Origin of the sequence: Bacteroides sp. OM05-10AA (genome assembly GCF_003439055.1) — a bacterium.
In the GTDB taxonomy this organism is placed as follows: Bacteria; Bacteroidota; Bacteroidia; order Bacteroidales; family Bacteroidaceae; genus Bacteroides; species Bacteroides intestinigallinarum.
The window spans coordinates 13,081-29,961 of record NZ_QSUR01000036.1 but is presented as its reverse complement, the minus strand read 5'-3'; the positions used below and the strand labels follow the sequence as shown (position 1 = coordinate 29,961).

At 38.6% G+C, this 16,881-nt stretch carries 12 protein-coding genes and 1 pseudogene; 2 read left to right on the top strand and 11 right to left on the bottom strand.

All coding sequences use genetic code 11. The features are described 5' to 3' along the window. Positions 1-4: 4 nt before the first annotated feature. On the bottom strand, positions 5-5,635 hold the full coding sequence (locus tag DXB58_RS22275) for an alpha-2-macroglobulin (protein WP_122138297.1): 5,631 nt from the start codon (positions 5,633-5,635) through the stop codon (positions 5-7). 99 nt (positions 5,636-5,734) lie between these two features. Here DXB58_RS22275 and DXB58_RS22270 point away from each other — a divergent pair, with 99 nt between their 5' ends. Beyond that, complete coding sequence (locus DXB58_RS22270) at positions 5,735-6,136, top strand: FKBP-type peptidyl-prolyl cis-trans isomerase (RefSeq protein WP_009000886.1); 402 nt, start codon at positions 5,735-5,737, stop codon at positions 6,134-6,136. A 24-nt stretch (positions 6,137-6,160) separates the two neighbouring features. On the opposite strand, the gene DXB58_RS22265 is transcribed toward DXB58_RS22270, so the two are convergent. From DXB58_RS22265 to DXB58_RS22255, 3 genes are all read right to left on the bottom strand, one after another. Further along, the gene (locus DXB58_RS22265; protein ID WP_004296947.1) at positions 6,161-6,547 is read right to left on the bottom strand and encodes a LytTR family transcriptional regulator DNA-binding domain-containing protein; all 387 of its coding nucleotides are present in this window, start codon (positions 6,545-6,547) and stop codon (positions 6,161-6,163) included. A 165-nt stretch (positions 6,548-6,712) separates the two neighbouring features. Continuing rightward, positions 6,713-7,825 carry an AraC family transcriptional regulator gene (locus tag DXB58_RS22260; RefSeq protein WP_122138296.1) on the bottom strand — a complete coding sequence of 371 codons (1,113 nt, stop codon included), beginning with the start codon at positions 7,823-7,825 and terminating at the stop codon, positions 6,713-6,715. A 128-nt stretch (positions 7,826-7,953) separates the two neighbouring features. Further along, a complete protein-coding gene (locus DXB58_RS22255; RefSeq protein ID WP_004296944.1) occupies positions 7,954-8,307 on the bottom strand; it encodes a DUF1622 domain-containing protein in 354 nt (117 codons plus the stop codon). Positions 8,308-8,475: 168 nt separating this feature from the next. Between DXB58_RS22255 and DXB58_RS22250 the strand changes: the two genes are divergently transcribed. Then, entirely contained in the window at positions 8,476-9,888 is a 1,413-nt protein-coding gene (locus tag DXB58_RS22250; protein ID WP_122138295.1) for an LruC domain-containing protein, read from the top strand. A 183-nt stretch (positions 9,889-10,071) separates the two neighbouring features. Here the strand turns inward: DXB58_RS22250 and DXB58_RS22245 are convergent, their stop codons facing one another. The 7 genes and pseudogenes from DXB58_RS22245 to DXB58_RS22215 all read right to left on the bottom strand — a co-directional run bounded on the left by DXB58_RS22245 (position 10,072) and on the right by DXB58_RS22215 (position 16,868). After that, positions 10,072-10,671 carry a hypothetical protein gene (locus tag DXB58_RS22245; protein ID WP_122138294.1) on the bottom strand — a complete coding sequence of 200 codons (600 nt, stop codon included), beginning with the start codon at positions 10,669-10,671 and terminating at the stop codon, positions 10,072-10,074. Positions 10,672-10,916: 245 nt separating this feature from the next. Next, the gene (locus DXB58_RS22240) at positions 10,917-12,758 is read right to left on the bottom strand and encodes a YcaO-like family protein (protein ID WP_158571581.1); all 1,842 of its coding nucleotides are present in this window, start codon (positions 12,756-12,758) and stop codon (positions 10,917-10,919) included. Positions 12,759-12,833: 75 nt separating this feature from the next. After that, positions 12,834-12,971, bottom strand: a complete 138-nt coding sequence (locus DXB58_RS27750) for a hypothetical protein (protein WP_158571580.1) — start codon at positions 12,969-12,971, stop codon at positions 12,834-12,836. A 38-nt stretch (positions 12,972-13,009) separates the two neighbouring features. Further along, entirely contained in the window at positions 13,010-14,131 is a 1,122-nt protein-coding gene (locus tag DXB58_RS22235) for a radical SAM protein (RefSeq protein WP_122138292.1), read from the bottom strand. A gap of 305 nt (positions 14,132-14,436) precedes the next feature. Continuing rightward, positions 14,437-14,784 carry a hypothetical protein gene (locus tag DXB58_RS22230; RefSeq protein ID WP_122138291.1) on the bottom strand — a complete coding sequence of 116 codons (348 nt, stop codon included), beginning with the start codon at positions 14,782-14,784 and terminating at the stop codon, positions 14,437-14,439. Positions 14,785-15,384: 600 nt separating this feature from the next. After that, positions 15,385-15,549: pseudogene (locus DXB58_RS22220) on the bottom strand (GGGtGRT protein); the annotation flags it as partial. Positions 15,550-16,133: 584 nt separating this feature from the next. Continuing rightward, on the bottom strand, positions 16,134-16,868 hold the full coding sequence (locus DXB58_RS22215) for a hypothetical protein (RefSeq protein WP_122138289.1): 735 nt from the start codon (positions 16,866-16,868) through the stop codon (positions 16,134-16,136). Positions 16,869-16,881 lie beyond the last annotated feature (13 nt).

The following is a 16,881-nucleotide window of genomic DNA, read 5'->3' as shown; positions in this document are numbered from 1 at the left end:
AAATTTATCGACTGACAGTTGTTCTTCCCGCTTTGCTGCGTGCCTGTACGTTTACATCATACATTGCTTCACATTGAACGGCAGGAAGAATAAAGTTACCTGCATAAGTCGCTTGCAGTCTGACAGTGAACACTTTCGTTTCACCACGACGCAAATTGAAATAAGTTAATACCCTGTCATCGCGTATATCCAGATAATTATATTTGCTGACGGACTTACCGGAACCATCGGCTGCTACGCTTTCCGTTTCGGGGGCAACCATTCTTTCGTTATATATTTCCCAACCGGACGGTATGATATGCGTCAGTGCCAGATTGGTGTAATCGGAAGTTCCGCTAATATTGGATATGGAGGTGATAGCCATAAAGTCAGTTCCCTGTATAATATCATTGACAGAGATCGGTGTACCGTTCAGGTTGGCATATCTTATATCCATGCGAAGATTGTCGCTGATGGCCGGTAATGTATCGTTCAACAACTGTGTGCGTGTGATAAGGTCAACGCTAAGCGCTCCTTTTCCTTGATTTTTCACAGCAATCATACCGGATTTGGGAGTGGTGGCGATTTCTTTTTCAAACACAGCTTTAGCCGATTTCACGGCAGGCTGTTGTTTGTCGTTCCATGTCCATACGAAATCCAATGTGCCTGACAGCTTTTCAGCCAGACGTCCCATTGCCATAAGAGCAAAAGCGGTGGATTGTGTACTGAACCACTCCTCTTGTGACAGATTCTTTGAAACGACTTTTGCCTGCTGCAAAGCATCCCGTTCCCGGTTCATCAGGATCAGTGTTTCCAGAATCATAGCTTCATCACGGTCGGAGGAACCGTAAATCTGATTCATGGAAGAGTAGGGGCTTACTGTTGTTTCCGCATTATACACCAGTTCTTCAGCCGGTTTCATCTTTCCGGTCAGTGCATAGGTTGCTGCCAGTCTCCATTTAGCCTGAATAGATAATCCTGCCTGTTCTTTCATCCGGTTCATGGCCCCATATTCCGGTGCTCCTGCCAATGCAAGCGTATATAAACGGAAAGCCTGTTGCAATTCCGACTGCCATTGTTGCCAGCCGCTTGCATCCTGCGGCATCCGCCAGTTCTGTGCGGCGGCACGTTGGAAACGCTTCCACTTGTTCAATACGTTCGAATGAACGGCGTATCCTTTTTCTTGTGCCAGTGTCAGGAACATTCCTGCATAAGAACTGATCCATTCGTCGGCAACAGCATTTCCCGGCCAATATACAAATCCGCCATTGGGGAGTTGACGACCATAAATCTGCCGGATAGCTTCCTGTACATTTGTCTTTATCTTTTCGGCTTCTATCTTATCTATTGTTTTGAATTGGCCGACAAACAGAAGAGGCAAAGCCTTGGAAGTCAACTGTTCCGTACAATGGTGCTGATAGTTGTATAAGAAGTCGAACCGGCGGCTGATGTCAACCGAAGGTATGCGTGATACTTCCAGCTTTATCTGGTTATTTGCAGAAGAACTGCTTAGATTGTATGAAAGTTCTTTGCTTTGTCCGGCTTCTACCCATTGACTGTTGCGCAGGGTTACTACCGGATTCGGGTTGCGTACTTCTATTTCAATGGTTTCTTTAGTTTGTTGTCCGCCACCATTGGCTGTCAGATGGATGGTAGCCTTTCCTGTTTTACTACCTGTTTTTAAGGTAAAGAACACGAGCTGGTCACCCGGTTGGCTAAATTTGAGCGACTGTTGGTTGGCCCCTACAATCTGTACTCTTCCACCGGACGCCTGAAGTGATACGGTTACATTCTTCACTTGATTTTCCATCGCAAAGATATTTACCGGAACGGTGATTTCTTCCTGAATACTAAGCACACGGGGCAAGGTGGACAACATCATTAACGGAGTCCGTACGAAAGCCGTTTTTTCCGCATTGCCGTACGCTCCCTCTTGTCCGGCAACCACCATGGCACGTACCGAACCTACATACATCGGAAGTTTCAGCGTATGCGTCTGGCTCTTACCTTTTCCCAGATAGAAAGGACCTATAAACTTGACTACCGGTTTGAAACGGTTTGCTTTTGCATCGGCAGGTTTCAATGTGGCGTCTCCACCCGTACTGAAAAGTGAACTGTAACTTCCGGCGGAAGCTCCCAATACATTATCATACATATCCCATGTCCGGATGCCGAGTGCTTCGCGTGAATAGAAATCATTCCATGGGTCTGGGGTCTTGAAATTGGTAAGATCCAGCAAACCGTCGTCTACAATAGCTAATGTATAAGTCATTGGTTTTCCGGTCTTTTCGCTGACGGTCACATTGAAGTTGGTTTCCGGGCGTAACACTTCCGGCATCTGTATCTGCGGTTGTAACACCGTCTGACTGTTAGTCACGAATACTGGAACGACGCCATACATACGGATGGGCAGGTCATTGACTGTTTGCGCATGAGGCTGTAACAAACTGATATGCAGATATACATTCGGAGTCATCTCCGGTGTAATCTTGAATGTATATTTCGTATCTCCTCCGTTGGAAACCTCTATCCATTCTTGTCGTAATACGGTAGAACCGTTTTCTATGGATACCAGTGCACGTCCTCCCGCTGCTGCAGGAATGATTGCTGTGGCTGTTTCTCCTATTTCATAAGAATCTTTGTTCAGGGAGAAAGCAAGCATCTTGATACCGCTGGGATCAGTCTTGCTCGAACGTCCCCGCCATTCCGGCCAGTCAACATAAACTGTACCTCCGGTGGCATGTCCACTCTCTTTATCTTTCACGTAAACCAGGTAGCGTCCCCATGACGGATAATCGATACGGAATTTGAAAGATGCTTTTCCGCCTCTTGTCTGTAAATTGCCGCTGGCAACAGGAGTGATGGAACTGTTGTTGATATACGTTCCGAAAGATTCACCGCTGTTTTCCCACCACCAACTCCAGCCGATGCGGTATATTTTGTATTCCAGATTAGAACTGTTCACTAACTGTCCCTGCGTGTTTACAGTTACAATATCGAATACATGATCTTTGTCAGTTTCAATATATTTGCCTTTTGGCTGGTTCAGATTGATACCGACATAAGAGGTGAATGGTGAGAATGGAATTGTTTGAGTGTAGATGCTGGCATCTCCTCCCGGTTCGAACACGCGGGTGGTGAAAGTGGCGTTCAGCATACCCGGCGCTTCCGTTGCGGTCGGAACTTTCAGCATGACGTTTGCTTTTCCTTCTGCATCCAGTGTGCCGTCAAATATATCTGTTTTGATAGTTGTGAAATCCGTAGCCGGATTGTTAAAGATATATTGTCCGTAATTCTTAAACTGTGTATTCACTTTCGATAAAGACATTTCTACTTTGGCTTTCAGTTTGGAGGCAGTTGCTCCTGTCAGCCAGGTTGAAGTGAGTGGGGCATAGAAATCCTTGTCCGTGGCTTGAAGAACCTTCGGCAATGCCAGATTTATTTTCAGGCGGTTGGGCTTTATGGTTTCGATACGCAGACCTTTGTGGAAGGTGGTTCCTCCCACCTTAATATACGCATTCCAAAGTCCGGTCGGGTCTGTTGCCTGTGTCGGAACGTCGAATGTATAGAATCCGTTCATTCCTTGTGTTGAAATCATTTTCGTGTAGAACTGTCCTCTCGGATTGTAAATCTCCAGTGCTACGGGGTGCTTGTCGGGGATTCTCTTTTCGCGGTCTTCCAATATAAAGGAAATGTGCAGCGTGTCTCCCGGGCGCCATACCCCTCTTTCGCCATATATAAATCCTTTCAGTCCCTTTTGAATATCTTTTCCTCCCACGTCGAATCTGCTGACGGACTGTTCTTCACCGTCCACAACGCGCACATACGCCTTTTGCTTTTCCGATTCTGCCACGATAATGAAAGGTACACCGTTCGGAGTGATTTCAACGAATCCTTCTCCATTGGTTTCTCCTTTCCCTATGGGTTGTAACTGGAAGTTATACGCTGTTACCTGTGCTTTCCCTATTGGTTTGGTATCCAAAATATTACTAACGGCAATCCACAGTTTATTCAGTGAGTTCCGTTTTACAATCATTCCCAGGTTGGAAGCAAAAACGTTGCAGGCAGCTGCCCGGTCTGAATCCATATAATAAGACGGGTGGCAGGGATTGTCGCGTTCCGTCCATCGGTACACACTCCAGTCCATTGTTCCGCCATTGTAATAATAGTAGGCTTCGGGGGTATTCCAGATTGCTTCATCTTCTTCGGACAAGACACTTCCACTTACTTTGGTCAGCCCGTCGGAGGTGCTGCTGTCGGCGAATTTCATATCCTGATTCTCGACCCCTCCACAAGGATAAGCGGAGTATTCCTGACGGAATGAAAGTATTACACGATAGATGGCACCCGGTTCCTGATGGATCAATCCGGCAAGGTCTATCGAGTAATCTCCCCAATGATGAATGTCTTTGGAAGCATCTTTGGCAAGCCATAACGTTTTCTTGTATACCAGTCGTCCCGAACGGCGTAGCTCATTGGCCGAGGCCAGTGAATTGGTTTGCATAAACATCAATACATTGTTCTCGAAAATGCGGATCACGCTCAAATCCACAGCATACAGGTTGACAGCCCTGAAAGGAATAATCAGACTTTTCGAATCGGGCAGGATAGCGGCGGTAGTAGACATTTCCACTTGTGGTTTCAGACTTACTTCACTGAATGAGATCGTATGAGAAGTTCCCAACGCTTTACCTTGACTGTCTTTGACTCCTTCATGGATATTCAACGTCAGTTTATTCTGTGTGTTTGCTTCGAAATAGATAAAAACTCTGTTTTCGCTGATTTGGAAGATCGATGAGGAGATTTCCGGGATCTCAATCAGTCCTTTTAAATCCTGGGTAGTGGATAAAGGAGCGGAGAATACAATCTCGATTCCATTTTCCGGTTGGTCGATGCGTTCGGCAGACATGAAACGGAAACAATCTTTCGCCGGTATCAGCACTTCTTCGCTTTGTTTACGGTTGATTCCGGCCGGGTTTCCGTTGGCTGTGATGGTCAAGGGGTAATCATCAGCTTCTCTGGGGATTTGTCTGATACTAAACAAATAACGGGTATGATTGTCGGTTGCGGTGACTTCCACCGGATAACTCTTTTTCCCGTCACTGGCAGTCAGCATCTTTTCTACCTCTTCCTTTTTCACTACGTCGCTGAAACGTATCTCTCCTTTCATATTTATTTCATTCGGTTGGGTAGCTGTAATCGGCAATGATTCCAGTTGCAGGGTGAAGTTACGTTCCTGTACACGGAATGAGAAGTTGAACTCTTTCAGCTTTTTGTCCACTTCGATGAAGTCTCCGAGCCGGAAAGTTCCTTCGTAAAGTGTTCCCGGTTTCAGCGCTCCTTCTTCGGGCACAAATTCAATGGTGTTGTTGCTAACCCAATATGCTTTTCCCTTTAATGAAGGTGAGAAACTGAACGGATTGCTTTTTAACTCATTGTTCATATCCACCATGGGTTGGTCGTGGGCCAGTTCTATACGTATGGTCGAATTTTGCGAGATGACTCCTCCCGTATACGCATTTACATACGGTGCATAATCGGCAGAAGGAATGATGTCTTTTTGAGTGCGTGTGCATGAATATAGGCTCACAGTCATCATGATAAGCAAGAATAGTCCGGTAGCACTGATGCTACGTGTAGTCTTTGTTTGTCCCATAGTGAGAAGTTTTTTATAGTTCAACAAACAAATATACAGTTTTTATGCTAAATCCTTTGTTATTCTGATTATTTTTGCAAGTTCTTAATCAATTTATTTATGGGGAAAAAGAAAGAATACAAAGAGGCCAATCGGCGATTTCTGAAAAAACTGTCTTTTCAGGAAGGTGTTTTCGCGTTGCCGTGTGGAATCTATTACAAAGTTTTGGAAACTGGCGAAAGTACGATTTCTCCGGGTGCACGGAGCATTGTTACCGTGCATTACAAAGGAAGTCTGATTGATGGCCGGGTGTTTGATAATTCTTATGAGCGTACTTGTCCCGATGCCCTACGTCTTAGTGATGTAATAGAAGGGTGGCAGGTGGCACTTCAGAAAATGCATGTTGGTGATAAATGGATTATTTATATTCCTTATGCAATGGGATACGGTATCAAATCTTTTGATTCTATTCCTGCCTACTCGACATTGATCTTCGAAGTGGAACTGCTTGGTGTTGCATAGAGCATAAAGATGAGCTATATACAATCAGATACATGGATATTTTTCTTTTAGCTTTTTCATAAAAGACTTGCTTACTTGTAAAAGTTCCATCTCATTAAATGGAGGAAGCAATATGCAATTGTTGTCTTCAATCGAAACCAGATAGCTTATATTGATAATGTGTGACTGGCTAATCTGGATAAGATAGGGATGCAGACTCAATATCTTTTGTGAGTTTGTATTTCTTTTGAGTGCCAGGGTATGATTGTTATTTAACACAGCTTCCCATAGTTTACTCTTGGAGTTATACCGGAAATAGCCAATCTGTTCTAAATGGATTAGTTGCAAGTTTCCAGTAATGGTAGTATATAAAAAGATTTTTTCTTCTTGATGTTTTTCTGTGTCGGTGTGATTGCAATTGTCAATATTCATATTCTATTTATCTTAGTATTCGATTAATCTGTTGATGATGCCAACGTCGTAGTTTTATTTTGCATCAAAAGTAACGGATTGCTTTTAGCTATAAAAATAAAAAGTGTCTCATTCCTGAAATGAGACACTTTTTACTATTAAGAATTGTGCTTTTAAAAAAGAAAATTATTGTTCTACTCTTTGATTCTCAATGAATTTACTGGGTGATACACCATACTTTTCTGAAAAGTTACGATAGAAAGTTGCCCGGGAGGTGAAACCGCATGCAAACATTAGTTCTTTTACATTACTCTTTGGATTTTCGGCGGCTAGCTGTCTGAAATATTCCAGTCGAAGATAATTAATGTATTCCCGGAAACCAGTAAAGCCCTGACTTTTGATTGCTGCTGAAATATCGTGTTCCTGTTTATTCAGAGACTTGGCTAAAAGTTCTATATTATACCGTTGATCGGTATAGGGATGCTGTTCCTGAAGATAGGCTTCAATCGTTGAGAAGAGCGGGAGAGTAGGAGATGGTTTTCCACCTTGTAGCATTATAGTGCTTTCCGTATTCTTTGTATTATGAATCATGTTTATATGGTTCGAAAACGGATTCTCATAACGTAAATATTGTATGGAGAATAAGACCGTAAAAACGATTGCCATAATGCCGAACAAGTTGAAAACAAATTCATTGATATTTAGAGTGAACAAGATGTATATCCCTAAAAATACGAATAGAAAACCGATGAATAGATACATGTTATTATTTATCCTGCGGTAGGTCTTGTTATTCATCATCGGATAAATAAGAAGAACGAGTGGGGTAAAAACGGATAACAGGAATATGCAAACCCTAAGCTTGACATCTATTTGATGGATATTCGGAATAATTTCATCTATGGAGTGGATGGGGGTGATATTCCCATTGAAACCTAAATAACTGATTCCTACCGTTATCGTAATGATAGGTAATAACAGAAAAGTAAATATTCTGAAATGGTTCAGATAGCCCGGCGATAAAGAAGCGATAGGGAACAGGGCTACAATATTTGCTAAAGCATACCATTTGAGCATTTTCTCTATGTTGAGCAATTCTGTGAAGTTGTATTCCGGAGTGTCTGTGACAATTGTCAGCCATCCGATATTTTCCCATGAAAACATAATACCGATGCCGGTTGCTATAATTCCCCAATATAATTTCGGATAATTGTCTTTAGCACGTATAATAAGGATGATTCCTATAATTAACGCAATCAGATCAAGTGTAAGCTCAATAGATAGATGTGTAATTCCCATTTTTTTGACGTGTTTCTATTCCTTGCCAGTCAGTGTGTAAATGTTTCCCGTACAAAGGTAGGCAAAATAGAAATATCAGGCAATAAAAAAGATATGGCTTTGGAGAAACTTAGTTGTGCGGCGATATGCTATATTTCTTTCGCTGAATCATTTTCGGCCAATTCTTTGATCTCTTTATTCAAAAATACAGAAAGCACAGTTCTTACTACAACCACTCCACCCAGGATTGCCAATTCGTCCAACGTTGGATCAACCACAGTTTTTAGTATGTCGGAAGCAATTAGAAATTCCAATCCAAGCAAAAGGTAAGTGCCAAAATCCGCCCTCAACTGCCGTATATTGTTAACCGTATATGTTCCGTTGAATCGTTTTATTTCATTGCGTAAAAAAGCGATGAAGCAGACTAATACTCCGTAAGTGACAATTAGCAGACTAATAACACTGATAATAGTGGCAAGTGTATTTAAGAATGTGAGTAGCATTGTTGTATAATGTTTTAGTATCTGTTATGTAAACAGGCGAAGTCATACAAAAGTTCTCGAATTAGCTACATTATTTGCTCTTACAGGTTTATATTTGTATATTCAAGTTAAAAGCTACATATTTGTCCAGACTTAAAAACTAAACATATTTATTTTACAGACTAAGGTATGAAGAAATTATCGTTCTTGCTTATCGCAATTTTTGCGTTCTTTTCGTGCGAAGAAAGAAATTATTATCAGGAGCCGGAGGCCGGCAAAGATTTCTCTTTGGTTGAAGACATTACTGTGAGTGTTAACGCTGTTGAAAATACGCGCTGTCTTCTTTATGCTGACGATCCTTACGTGGATGGTCATCTGGTTGGAAAACCTATTTTAGTTGACTATGCTCCATTTTCGGAAACTGTCAGAATCCCTAAAGCTACAGATAAGTTATATCTGTTGATGAATGGTCAGATGTACACCTATTCGAAAGGGAATGTTGTTGTAAATAAAGGTGTTACGAGAGCCGAAAGCGAACTTTCCGATGCTTTGATTACAGCCATCAATAATTATTATCCGGAAGGGATCAGAAATACACCGAGTGACATGTATGCAGTATGTTCTGACTTGATAGTCGGAGGTGAAGAAACAGAAGTCTGGATTACTTATATTGGTAATGGCGGTGCACACCTTAATAATAGTTTATACTATTATACTTATTCCGATACTGACGATGAGGTTCAAGTTCACACTCTTCTATTCGATGGAACTCAAAATATTGGGGATAAAATAAAGCTTGGTACATTTACCAATTGTAAAATAGGCTTTGCCTGTGCATTCAACCCCGGTGATTATCGGTATTCCACTCCGAAATTCAATGTGAAGTATAATAAGGTATTGATGACATCAGGAGTTATCAGAACACTGACATTTGAAGGTAAAGAATATCAGACGTTGGGTATGGAAGATTTGCTGCCTGGCGGATGGTTTGACCAGGATTATAATGATGTGTTGTGTCTGATTGAATCCAATCCGGCTTTGACACCGGAGAATGAGATACCGGTTCCGGAATTGGATCCGGCTAAGATTGCTTGGGAAGGAATGTGGCTGTTTGAGGATAACTATCCCAACCAGGGAGACTATGACTTTAATGATGTTGTAGTGAGGTATTATATTGAGGAAATCCAGGATAGTAATAATGCGCGGATTTCTATTCAGGTTATGGCAACAGGGGCATTATTTAATAATAGCTTTGGTATCAATGGTAATACCTACGTTAAGAATTTGACTGGTTATATGAATGTGAAAGATGCTCCTAAAGTGGAAACAGATGTCATTCAAATTACCTTGCCGAAAGCTGCAGAATACATTCCGATGTTAAATAACGGAAAGGCTACTTTTGATCTCAATTCTTATAATGAGCATAGTGCTGATTTCCCCAATGTTCTTAATATTCCATCAGCCAATTTTAAATGGTGTCTGGAGGGTATTCGGATTGATAAGGCTTACCCTATGTATACAAAGTGGGTTGAAAGTGGATGTAAATCAAACACTGATTGGTACAAAGGAGAAAGAAAAGATGATATGGTCTATATGAAGTAATACATTTCTGAATAAATTTATCCATATCAAATTACTACAAATAAAAAGAACTCCTGTAATCATTAAGATTACAGGAGTTCTTTATCTATATAAAGTAATCTGAACTATTTGCCAAAAAATTAGAGAACGAATTATCAAAAGGGCTGCGTCATAGGCAAACCCTCTTTGGGTATAAAAGAATCTTTAGTAGGATTGGGATCTTAATCTTATTTGCGTATCAATGAAATATAAGTCACCATCAATACCATATAATACATTGTTAGGGACAGCGTCAAAGATTTCGTATTGTTCATTATGGAATTCATCTATATAGTCTATTTCGAAACCAAGTGCTTCCATATATTCTGCAATTTCATCTTCTGTAGCTTCACGCTCTGCCTTTATATAAGGTTGTATCAGAACTGCACAAAATTCATGCTGACTATTATAGGCAAAGCCCATCATGTGATAAGGGACATTACTAAAAAACTTATTATGTGCAGTGATGCGAATAAAGAAGTTTTCTAAATCATCACCTGCATATTCAAAGTTGTTTAGTTTATATATGGTAGCTGCACCATCATAAAAGACTTCATTCTCACCTCCTTTGTCTAGGTAAATAGCAGGAATATTATTGAAGTCTATCCATAATTCGTTAATGTTGGCAAATGAGATTAGTTCTTTGATTTGCCTTCTCTTATAGCTCTCTGTTGGTTCAAGCGTTCCTGTTGCTTCTTTGCTTCTTCTAACGATGCAGGCTGCTTGCTCCAAGAGACTATCGACTGGCGAGTACGCTCTATCCATTTTTTGTGAAATTCGTTGATGTATTCCATAATCTTTTAACTATGAGTTTATGCAAATATAACTATTTTGTTTGTATTCAACAACATTCTTGAATATATGGTTACCAGCAAAGAAAGATTCCACTGCTTATATAAGTCCATCCAAGGAATAGAGTTCCTATTATAGTGAAGATTAGAGATAGGGATGTTTATTTATTCTCTTATACAATGGATGGAAGTACGAATATTATAAGTTACATTTCAATGTTAGATAAAGGTTTCCTTTAATTTATCTTGTTGAGGCGTATTCTGTAGATACATATTTTGAATATTCACATCTAGTTTTAATAATGAGAAGTACATACATTTTGTTCTTCCATCACATTCTTCACAATGGAAACAATTAGGCATTTGGAAATTTTGGAATATAGCATCTTTATCATTTGTATCTGCTATAATTTCATTTGCTAATTGTTCTCCATAGATATTTTTAAGAATATCAAGGAGTAGTGTTGCATCTCCATTACATTTCATTTTCCAATAAAAGAAATCTCTTAACGCATAATAGTATCTTTCAATTTTTATTTGTTTCTGTTCGTTTTCTTCTAAAAATAAACTCATATGTTTGAAGGCTTCCTTTAGGTTAGAAAGTTGATAAGATACTAAGGTTAATAGTAGATTCTTATTGATTGTATTGTTCGGACTGATGTAATAAGGAAATAGTGCGATATTATTTTCATTGCGTTTGCTTATTCTGGAATACAAGGTTCTCTTCTCTTCTGAATGAATGGACTTAATATGATATTCGGGGGGAATGGCATAGGTGAAATCGTGATCATTCAATCTGCTGACAATCTGAGTTAAACTATATAATTGGGATGAAACATCCGAAAGTCCGGGTATATATATATGATATGCAGGAAAATTTAGAAACGAACTATCTCTGACATATATTGTATAGTCCATTGATTGTATGAACTTGATAATATCCTTTAGTTCTTCTTTATCTGTATCTTTATTTCTTCTGACTAGTCCCTGAAAAGGATAAGTTGGAATGGAAAGGAAAATACATTCAGGATAACGCCCGCTTCCGTTTATTACATTTTGATTGTATTCTCTTTTATAATCAACATTCTCATCATCAAAATTGATGGGGTTGAAAATATGTTTATCTTTATTGACTCCTTGGAAAGCTTCAGTGTAGCATCTTAGCAGAGCTATCTCAGGATTGGCATCTGCTCCCAGTCTGAAAGAATAACGATTGTTTCTGGTATCTATTAAAAGTAGTCCGATGACAGGAAAGCCTTTTCCAAGAGAGCAATCTTTGATTTTATACGTAATTCCCTGCGATTTTTTTAGATTATCTAATCTTTGAATGATCTCATTGTTGGGAAAATATGAATTAGGAATAGTAGGTGGAGTGATTTGTTTGATATATATTTGTTGTAGCACATATCTTTCGAAGATTTCATTAATACCTTGTAAGATAGCTTCTTCTGGAGTGTTACCAGCGCATAAACCAGTTGACCCTGATGAAAGTCGGATCAATTGAAATGGAAGATTGACTACATGTTGTCTATTTATATTATAGAAAGGAGCTTGCAGTAGAGTATGGTTGAATTCCATACTTTTGGTTATTTCTATTTCTTCTTTAGTGGCATCATTGTAAACTTGCGGTAGATATGCTTTTATCTGTTCTTCAAATTCGCTCCATGTATGCAGATGATATTCTGTTTCATCGGGATAGTATCTGAATTTTAGTTCCCATCCATTATCTCTAAGTGTTTGGCAAAATACCGGATAGTTCTTTTCCAGTTTGTTAATGCTCGAAGAAGTGGCATAAAACATTTCTTTGAAAATCATTCTATTTTGAATTCTTTCCATAAGCTCACCATAAGCACTGGCTAAGGCATAATCTGTCCTTAACCCTTTTCCATTTGTTCCTATATTTAGTTGTCCCAGTTCTCCGTTGTTTATCAGAACACGGCAAGATTGATAGAAGTTGTTCAATCCGATATGATATTCGGTTGTAAAAATATCCAGTGACTCTAAAATGGAACGGATATTATTAATGGTTTTATAGGGTGGCAGTGCTTTATATGGTTTCATGATCATTACAATATGGGTGAATAAATGAGTCCGGACTTTCTAGCCCGGACTATTTTTGCGATAGGCTGTGGATAATTAATCCATACCTACTGTGCCACTGCAACCAAATCCGCAGCCTGAACAGCCGCAACCGGGTATAGCAGAGATGATTTCATCATTGACATTTTTTACAATGTCAGCAGCTTCTACTAATAAAGATTCAGATACTTTCATTATTCTTCCTTCATGTTTTGGGTTAATACTATGTTAATTTATTCTTCAAAGGAAAAATCAGTGAGAAGCTCATAAGTTTTTAATGCAGCTTTGAGCTTAATCTTCTCTTCCCATGAAATAATATTCTTATTTTTTGTGTAATATTGAATTTGAAAAGCACTGACAACTTGCGCTTCTGCCAGTAATAGTTTGCACATACCTTTATCTCGCTTTTTCACATCACCTCTTTGGAAATAATTAAATCCGAGACATGAAGGACAAACACGTAACATTTTGCATGATCTACAGGAGTCCTCTATTAATTCATCCGGATTATAAAAGTCGATCTTTTTCAGGTCTTCTCTGGTATCTCTTCCCAATACGATAGGTGAGAACATATGACATGGATATTTTTTTCCTTCCACATCATATGCTACCATATTTGTACCTGTACCGCAGAATTTCAGAGGAGTTTTATCATGCAAGATGTCTCCATAGTAACGTGTGAATAATGCACCTGGATGATATTCGGGATTCTGTAGATAGAAATTTGCTATTTGGTTTAGTTCGCGCTTGTATATTACTTCGTCGCCAGATTTCCAAGTTTCGCCTTGTGCAAGACGGCTTTCAACCAAATATCCTTTTTGAAGGAGTGAAATAACTCCTTCAGACAGATGGGGCAGAGTATTACTGGAGATAGTCATTTTGAATGCTTGATCCGGCCATAGTTCATATGCAAATTCTATTGGCAGTCTTTCCATTGTGCATCCACGGTTTTCGAGTTGCATGGCGGAATCACCGTCTACTGACATTACTAATACAAAGTCATCTTTATGTTGCCTGAACCATTCTTGCTTTGTTTTATCAAGTAAAGTCCCATTGGTCGTAGCATAAATAATATGAGGAATTTTAATATTTAAACTCCAGAACCATTCGCAGAATTCTTTGATAAAAGAAAAGTTGAAAAGGGGTTCTCCACCGAATAAATCAATTTTTATGGCGTCGTTGATTTCTGATTTTTCTATCTCTTCAATTTCTTTCAGTATAATTGATTGGGCTAATTCCAATGGCATTTTTTTGCTTGGGTCTTTGTAATGTTCAAAGCAATATATACAGTTTAAGTTGCAGCCGTACGTAACAAATAAGGTTACGATTTTAGCTTTAGGTAATCTTCGTATCATTGTTGAAAATATTTAAGTAGTATTTATGTGGCAAAGAAAAATGTTATCTCATTGTCTGATTAGCTTGTACATGATTTCACTATAATAATAAACAAGAAAATGACAGGTAATATGAAACAGCCCGTATGAGCATTGTCTTCTTTCCATACTCCATCTGTATTTCCCATAATTAATTATATCTTTTTAATTACATCTATAGGTAAACATTAAGGCGCAGAGCTGACTTTGTGTAGGTATCTGTGTGTTTTCCATGGTATATTGTTACAAATACATTTATTAATTTTAGGAGTGAATAAAATGCGATGTTACCATTTCATAGTCCATGTTTGTCCTCCTATGTTAGCTTTGTATTCTCCATCAAAACCTTTTCCGCAATGGTTGCATTTCCAACCATGTCCTTTGAATGTCATTCCATCTTTTTTTATTTCGCTGATATATTCTACGTTTACACTGTGACAATGAGGACATTTCATAGGGCTATCAGTTACCGAGAGTATTATTATACCTATGATATATGAAGCTGCGCCAATGCCGGCTCCCAACCAAAAAGAATCAAATATCCAATATCCCAAAACGAAGATTACCATACCTCCGAAACCAAGGAACTTTGCTATGATTCTAATGAAATAAGTTGTAGATGAATACTCTGACATATTGTTTGTTTTTTAATGAATTTTACTGTCAGACAAAAGTATGAAATTATATAATTCTCACATTTTTTTATAGTAGAAGAAAAGTCACGTTATTGTTGTTTCCTTACAATTGTTGAGTTCCTGGAGATAATATGAAAAGAAATTGCTATTAAGAATAATGGATATACGAAATAGTAACTCTGTATCAATGCTTGATCTTTTAAATATACTATACACGTTAGTCCTATCGCAATAGAGCTTTTTAGCGAACCAACTGACAGAACGTTCCTGACGGCGAAGTTCTTCTTCTATAAGTTTCCCGATGTGTATCATAATAATAAAAAAGGCGGAACCATTCGAAACTTATTTTGTTCTGAGGTACCGCCAAGCACCATGTCCATAAATAAGTACGAACAGTTCACGCCCGATGGACGCGAACTTTCAGTAACTTATTCTCATGGACTTCTATTTGGCGGTTTTCAGAACAGAGAATAAGAGCTAAAAGCTCAAATATCTTTTAATAAATAAGAATGGAATCGCTATTCCAAAAGTTTGTTGTTTTAAATAAAAATAGGAGAGTGCCCAATAAAAAACACTCTCCTTATATAAAAGTAACTTAAATTACTTACCTAAAGCCTGAGCTACATCAACCGCACAAGCTACTGTACAACCTACCATCGGGTTGTTACCAATTCCCAGGAATCCCATCATTTCTACGTGAGCAGGAACAGATGAAGAACCAGCGAACTGTGCATCAGAGTGCATACGACCCATAGTGTCAGTCATACAATGGTATTACTATATGCTAGGCTTTATACCCCTATTACTTTTTCTTTTATAACTCTACTATAAGTATTTATATATCAATGGTATAACTTTAATTAGGGTCTCATAATCCTAATACTGTTGGTTGATAATTAAATTGTTTATATATCAAATGGTTGTGAATAGCTTGTGGCGAGGCTTATTCTTCATCTTTTAATCTCTTCCTTTGAAGATGAATTAGCCAACAATGGTAGCATTACTACTATGCTAGTATCATACTACTAATAGCACTTAGATTGTGCTAAGTTTCCTGCTTCTGTTTCATAACTTAATTAGTTTAAAGTGTCATTCAATAGATGTTCACTTAGTATAAGTAGACATCAATAAAGTTACAATTTACCTTATCAGAGTCTTGATAAGACAGGGAGGTGCAAGTATTCAAATTAACTTACTCCAAGTGCTCCATGTGATCCTTCTCTTCTTACATATGAGAACTGGCTATGATTGTCAGTACCACCATGATGATGATTAGTAAGACTGTACCTGCTATCAGCAGGATACCAGACCATTTGTTAGGTTTGGGATTTGACATATTGAATACTTGTTTATTTCTTTACTTTTACAGTTGTAACTTTTCTGTCTATATCACAAAGGTCAGAATTAGCCCAATCACTCCATTCAGGATTAATCCAAAGGGTTGTCAAATTAGGATTATTGAAACACTCTAATTCCCATAAGCATATATTCTCTGTAATGTCCAAATTGCTTAAGTCATTGTTGGAGCAAACTAAAGAGCTCAAGTTGACAGCTTTGGAGGTATCTAGTTCCTTCAGTTTATTACCATCACATACTACTCTGCGTACACTTTTACTTGATATGTTTAAATACTCAAGCCTATTATTTGAGCAATGTAAGGACTCCAACTTATCATTTTGTGATATATCCAATCTTGTTAGTGCCCCTCCCATGTATGTTTGAGTGTCAAAATTGTATTTGCATAACTGGAGTTGCTTCAGCTCTTTATTTTTACTAACATCAAGAAATGAGGTAGTACACCAGAGTCTCTTTAAGTTAGGGAAATACTGAATACCTTTTAATGACTTAACACCATATATGTATATTTCTTCAACTGCATTGGCTTCATGTATTGAAACTTTGCCATCCTTGTTTACATCAAATTTCTCATAACAGTATTTCATGAAATCTAAATCATCCATAGCAGTACATACATCATTAGGGTCAGACATCTCTGGATAGTCTGTTAAAGGTTCATTTTCATCACTTTTGCTGCATCCTGTACATAGTAGAACCACAGCTAACACTAAAAATACTTTTTTCATAATGCTCTGTTGA

Coding starts and splice junctions, on each gene's coding strand:
- DXB58_RS22275 (WP_122138297.1), bottom strand. CDS start 5,635: ATGGGACAAACAAAGACTACACGTAGCATCAGTGCTACCGGACTATTC.
- DXB58_RS22270 (WP_009000886.1), top strand. CDS start 5,735: ATGGGGAAAAAGAAAGAATACAAAGAGGCCAATCGGCGATTTCTGAAA.
- DXB58_RS22265 (WP_004296947.1), bottom strand. CDS start 6,547: ATGAATATTGACAATTGCAATCACACCGACACAGAAAAACATCAAGAA.
- DXB58_RS22260 (WP_122138296.1), bottom strand. CDS start 7,825: ATGGGAATTACACATCTATCTATTGAGCTTACACTTGATCTGATTGCG.
- DXB58_RS22255 (WP_004296944.1), bottom strand. CDS start 8,307: ATGCTACTCACATTCTTAAATACACTTGCCACTATTATCAGTGTTATT.
- DXB58_RS22250 (WP_122138295.1), top strand. CDS start 8,476: ATGAAGAAATTATCGTTCTTGCTTATCGCAATTTTTGCGTTCTTTTCG.
- DXB58_RS22245 (WP_122138294.1), bottom strand. CDS start 10,671: ATGGATAGAGCGTACTCGCCAGTCGATAGTCTCTTGGAGCAAGCAGCC.
- DXB58_RS22240 (WP_158571581.1), bottom strand. CDS start 12,758: ATGAAACCATATAAAGCACTGCCACCCTATAAAACCATTAATAATATC.
- DXB58_RS27750 (WP_158571580.1), bottom strand. CDS start 12,971: ATGAAAGTATCTGAATCTTTATTAGTAGAAGCTGCTGACATTGTAAAA.
- DXB58_RS22235 (WP_122138292.1), bottom strand. CDS start 14,131: ATGATACGAAGATTACCTAAAGCTAAAATCGTAACCTTATTTGTTACG.
- DXB58_RS22230 (WP_122138291.1), bottom strand. CDS start 14,784: ATGTCAGAGTATTCATCTACAACTTATTTCATTAGAATCATAGCAAAG.
- DXB58_RS22215 (WP_122138289.1), bottom strand. CDS start 16,868: ATGAAAAAAGTATTTTTAGTGTTAGCTGTGGTTCTACTATGTACAGGA.